Annotated in this window: 5 protein-coding genes; 4 read left to right on the forward strand and 1 reads right to left on the reverse strand. The window is 53.3% G+C overall.

Annotated features, from left to right (window positions below; genetic code table 11):
- Window positions 1–188: 188 nt before the first annotated feature.
- Window positions 189–671 (reverse strand): N-glycosidase YbiA, encoded by a 483-nt coding sequence (ybiA, locus tag FTE26_RS08580; protein ID WP_001145128.1) that lies wholly within the window; start codon window positions 669–671, stop codon window positions 189–191.
- A 119-nt stretch (window positions 672–790) separates the two neighbouring features.
- Here ybiA and dinG point away from each other — a divergent pair, with 119 nt between their 5' ends.
- The 4 genes from dinG (at window position 791) to ybiE (ending at window position 5,283) form a co-directional block, all read left to right on the forward strand.
- Window positions 791–2,941: an ATP-dependent DNA helicase DinG gene (dinG, locus tag FTE26_RS08585; RefSeq protein WP_001398823.1), complete on the forward strand. Its 2,151-nt coding sequence runs from the start codon at window positions 791–793 to the stop codon at window positions 2,939–2,941.
- A 27-nt stretch (window positions 2,942–2,968) separates the two neighbouring features.
- A complete protein-coding gene (gene ybiB / locus FTE26_RS08590; RefSeq protein WP_000386540.1) occupies window positions 2,969–3,931 on the forward strand; it encodes a DNA-binding protein YbiB in 963 nt (320 codons plus the stop codon).
- Window positions 3,932–4,071: 140 nt separating this feature from the next.
- Window positions 4,072–5,157 (forward strand): hydroxycarboxylate dehydrogenase HcXB, encoded by a 1,086-nt coding sequence (gene hcxB / locus FTE26_RS08595; protein ID WP_000443534.1) that lies wholly within the window; start codon window positions 4,072–4,074, stop codon window positions 5,155–5,157.
- A gap of 66 nt (window positions 5,158–5,223) precedes the next feature.
- On the forward strand, window positions 5,224–5,283 hold the full coding sequence (ybiE, locus tag FTE26_RS08600; RefSeq protein WP_211180490.1) for a protein YbiE: 60 nt from the start codon (window positions 5,224–5,226) through the stop codon (window positions 5,281–5,283).
- Window positions 5,284–5,366: the final 83 nt, after the last annotated feature.

The raw sequence follows: 5,366 nt of genomic DNA on the forward strand, positions 1-5,366 counted from the left end.
GGACCAGGAAAAAACTTGCAGGCCATAACAGTATCTACGTGAACTCTGCAATATATTGAATTTGCATGCTTTTGTAGGCCGGATAAGGCGTTTACGCCGCATCCGGCATTTCACAACAAGCACTTGTCAGCAATTTGAGAACACGGGAAAAAATTTATCTGTTTTACCGCCCATAAGCCACCGAGACGTTACTTCTCTATAGCCAATTGTTCGCGCAACTCCATTAAAAGGTAGCCCAGTCGATTCTTGCCCTTACCATTACCACCGTCTCCCCAGTAAGCATCGTTTTCCGTATGCTCAACCAGTTTTGCGGGCGCGGTTGCCAGCAAGAGCGCACGCAGTTCTGGATGCTGTTCGAATTTAGCGCGAAGTGCTTTTCGCATCACCTGTTCTTTGACCGACTCCCAGTTTTTACGCAGAGGCTTAGAACGATCGCGCCCCATGCGTGCGGCGACCATAGGGGAAGAAACCCGACGGATCTCTTCGCGGTATTTTTCATCAAGGAATTTTTGTGCCTGAAAATAGTGTTCTGAGGTGGGCCAGGTTTTCCCGTCAACCTTGATGGGCCAGGCGGCAAAGTTAGAAAAATCACCGTAGTCATCGCTGGTGCTGTAGAAATTTATGATGGTGTCTTGCATGACGTGTTGGATCCTTTGTGCTCGAACGGGCATTAAACCGCATTATGTTGGTGGTTATTGCGAGCCGCTTTCCAGAAACAGAAAAACCATTACCCCTGAAAACCGAAAAATGCCACAATATTGGCTGTTTATACAGTATTTCAGGTTTTCTCATGGCATTAACCGCCGCGCTTAAAGCGCAAATTGCCGCCTGGTATAAGGCGCTTCAGGAACAGATCCCCGACTTTATTCCCCGTGCGCCGCAGCGGCAGATGATTGCGGACGTCGCCAAAACGCTGGCCGGAGAAGAAGGGCGGCATCTGGCGATTGAAGCCCCCACCGGCGTTGGGAAAACGCTCTCCTATTTGATCCCCGGCATCGCCATTGCCCGCGAAGAGCAAAAAACGCTGGTGGTGAGTACCGCCAACGTGGCGTTGCAGGATCAGATTTACAGCAAAGATTTACCGCTGCTGAAAAAGATCATTCCCGATCTTAAATTCACTGCCGCTTTTGGGCGTGGGCGCTACGTTTGCCCGCGTAATCTGACGGCGCTCGCCAGCACTGAGCCCACGCAACAGGATCTGCTGGCGTTTCTTGACGACGAACTGACGCCAAATAATCAGGAAGAGCAAAAACGTTGTGCGAAGCTGAAGGGCGATCTCGACACTTATAAATGGGATGGTCTGCGCGATCATACTGATATCGCTATAGATGACGATCTCTGGCGTCGTTTAAGTACCGACAAAGCCAGCTGCCTCAACCGCAACTGTTACTACTATCGTGAATGCCCGTTTTTTGTTGCTCGTCGGGAGATTCAGGAAGCGGAAGTGGTGGTGGCAAACCATGCGCTGGTGATGGCGGCGATGGAAAGCGAAGCCGTACTACCTGACCCGAAAAATCTGCTGCTGGTGCTGGACGAAGGTCATCACCTGCCAGATGTGGCCCGGGATGCGCTGGAGATGAGTGCCGAAATCACCGCGCCCTGGTATCGACTACAGCTGGACTTGTTCACGAAACTGGTCGCTACCTGCATGGAGCAGTTTCGCCCGAAGACCATCCCACCGCTGGCGATCCCTGAACGTTTGAATGCGCATTGTGAAGAGTTGTATGAGCTTATCGCCTCGTTAAACAACATTCTCAATCTCTACATGCCTGCCGGGCAGGAGGCAGAGCACCGTTTTGCGATGGGCGAACTGCCTGATGAAGTGCTGGAGATCTGCCAGCGGCTGGCAAAACTCACCGAGATGCTGCGTGGTCTGGCGGAGTTATTTCTTAACGATTTAAGTGAGAAAACCGGCAGCCACGATATTGTGCGTCTGCATCGGTTGATTTTGCAGATGAACCGCGCGTTGGGGATGTTCGAGGCGCAAAGCAAACTCTGGCGGCTGGCGTCTCTGGCGCAATCTTCCGGTGCGCCGGTGACCAAATGGGCGACGCGGGAAGAGCGCGAAGGGCAGCTGCATCTCTGGTTTCACTGCGTGGGGATACGTGTCAGCGATCAGCTGGAAAGGCTGCTGTGGCGCAGTATTCCGCACATTATTGTCACCTCCGCAACCTTGCGTTCGCTGAACAGTTTTTCGCGTTTGCAGGAGATGAGCGGGCTGAAAGAGAAAGCGGGCGACCGTTTTGTGGCGCTGGATTCCCCCTTTAACCACTGCGAACAGGGCAAAATTGTTATTCCCCGGATGCGCTTTGAGCCTTCCATCGACAACGAAGAGCAGCATATTGCCGAAATGGCGGCCTTTTTCCGTGAGCAGGTGGAGAGCAAAAAACATCTCGGTATGTTGGTACTGTTTGCCAGCGGACGGGCGATGCAGCGCTTTCTCGACTATGTGACGGATTTACGCCTGATGCTGCTGGTGCAGGGCGATCAGCCGCGTTATCGCTTAGTTGAACTGCACCGCAAACGCGTTGCCAACGGTGAGCATAGTGTGCTGGTGGGCTTACAGTCATTTGCCGAAGGGCTTGATTTGAAAGGTGATCTGCTCAGCCAGGTGCATATCCACAAAATCGCTTTTCCGCCCATCGACAGCCCGGTGGTGATCACCGAAGGGGAATGGCTGAAAAGCCTCAACCGCTATCCGTTTGAGGTGCAAAGCCTGCCGAGCGCCTCGTTTAACCTGATTCAGCAGGTTGGGCGACTGATTCGAAGCCACGGTTGCTGGGGCGAAGTGGTTATCTACGACAAACGCTTGCTGACCAAAAATTATGGCAAGCGACTACTGGATGCATTACCGGTATTTCCGATAGAGCAACCGGAAGTCCCTGAAGGTATAGTTAAAAAGAAAGAAAAAACGAAATCCCCACGCCGTCGGCGGCGTTAATGATGTGAGTCAGGTAAGGAGTCGTAAATGGACTATCGCAAAATCATTAAAGAGATCGGGCGCGGGAAAAACCACGCGCGCGATTTAGACCGGGATACTGCGCGCGGTCTGTATGCCCATATGCTCAATGGTGAAGTCCCTGACCTTGAGTTGGGCGGCGTATTGATTGCGCTGCGTATCAAAGGAGAAGGGGAAGCAGAGATGCTCGGCTTTTACGAAGCCATGCAAAATCACACCATCAAGCTGACGCCGCCAGCAGGCAAGCCGATGCCGATTGTCATCCCCAGTTACAACGGCGCGCGTAAACAGGCCAACCTGACGCCGTTGTTGGCGATTCTCCTGCACAAACTCGGTTTTCCTGTGGTGGTTCACGGGGTTAGCGAAGATCCAACCCGCGTGCTGACTGAAACCATTTTTGAATTGATGGGTATTACGCCAACGTTGCACGGCGGGCAGGCGCAGGCGAAGCTCGACGAACATCAACCGGTGTTTATGCCAGTCGGCGCGTTTTGCCCGCCGCTGGAAAAACAACTGGCGATGCGCTGGCGGATGGGCGTGCGTAACAGTGCACATACCCTGGCGAAACTGGCGACGCCATTTGCCGAAGGTGAGGCGCTGCGTCTTTCCAGCGTTTCGCATCCGGAATACATTGGACGCGTCGCGAAGTTCTTTAGCGATATCGGCGGGCGGGCGCTACTAATGCATGGTACTGAAGGTGAAGTGTATGCTAATCCGCAGCGCTGCCCGCAGATCAATCTCATTGACCGTGAAGGGATGCGGGTGCTGTATGAAAAACAGGACCCTGCTGGTAGCGAGTTACTGCCACAAGCAAAAGATCCGGAAACCACGGCGCAGTGGATTGAGCGTTGCCTTGCTGGCAGCGAACCGATTCCCGAATCGCTGAAAATCCAGATGGCTTGCTGCCTGGTGGCTACGGGTGAAGCGGCAACTATCAGCGACGGCCTGGCGCGCGTTAATCAGGCATTTTAATTCTTTTCTCAGCCGGATGAGCCATGTCATCCGGCTTTTACCCCACCGCAATATGAAATTCCTGCATCTTTATTGACCTTCCCGCGCCCGGCGTGCAGCATAAAAAAACAACAAACACATAACATAAACAGGAGTTAACCATGGAAAGTGGTCATCGCTTTGATGCTCAGACGCTGCACAGTTTTATTCAGGCTGTATTTCGTCAGATGGGTAGCGAGGAACAAGAAGCGAAATTAGTTGCCGATCATTTAATCGCGGCAAACCTGGCAGGGCATGATTCACATGGTATTGGCATGATCCCAAGCTATGTACGCTCCTGGAGTCAGGGGCACCTGCAAATTAACCATCATGCCAAAACCGTTAAAGAGTCGGGGGCGGCGGTCACGCTCGATGGCGATCGCGCATTTGGTCAGGTCGCGGCACATGAAGCGATGGCGCTGGGGATTGAGAAAGCGCATAAGCACGGTATTGCCGCCGTGGCGCTACATAACTCGCATCATATCGGCCGTATCGGTTACTGGGCGGAGCAGTGTGCAGCGGCGGGGTTTGTCTCTATCCACTTTGTTAGCGTGGTCGGTATTCCAATGGTCGCGCCGTTCCACGGTCGCGACAGCCGCTTTGGCACCAATCCGTTCTGTGTGGTTTTCCCTCGTAAAGATAATTTCCCGCTGTTGCTTGATTACGCCACCAGCGCCATCGCATTTGGTAAAACTCGCGTCGCCTGGCATAAAGGCGTCCCCGTGCCGCCAGGTTGCCTGATTGACGTTAACGGCGTGCCGACGACCAATCCGGCGGTAATGCAGGAGTCGCCGTTGGGGGCGCTGTTGACCTTTGCCGAACATAAAGGCTACGCCCTTGCAGCGATGTGTGAAATTCTTGGCGGGGCGCTTTCTGGCGGTAAAACGACGCATCAGGAAACGTTACAAACCAGTCCCGATGCCATTCTTAACTGCATGACCACTATCATCATCAACCCGGAACTCTTCGGCGCGCCGGATTGTAACGCGCAGACCGAAGCCTTTGCCGAGTGGGTGAAAGCCTCGCCGCATGATGATGATAAGCCGATTTTGCTACCGGGCGAGTGGGAAGTGAACACGCGTCGCGAACGGCAGAAGCAGGGGATTCCACTGGATGCGGGAAGCTGGCAGGCCATTTGTGATGCAGCGCGGCAGATTGGTATGCCGGAAGAGACGTTGCAGGCTTTCTGTCAGCAGTTAGCCAGCTAAAAAAAAGCCCGTCCAGTGGCGGACGGGCAAACAAGGGTAACATAGGATCAATGAGGGTTAGAGCATATGCGTCTGTCGGCAAACAGACAGGGAAATACTTGTGCTGGACGTAGCGTAAACGCCTGATCCGGCCTACAAAAGCATGCAAATTCAATATATTGCAGAGTTCACGTAGATACTGTTATGGCCTGCAAGTTTTTTCCTGGTCC

Origin of the sequence: Escherichia sp. S10b (genome assembly GCF_028421345.1) — a bacterium.
Taxonomy (GTDB): Bacteria; Pseudomonadota; Gammaproteobacteria; order Enterobacterales; family Enterobacteriaceae; genus ECMA0423.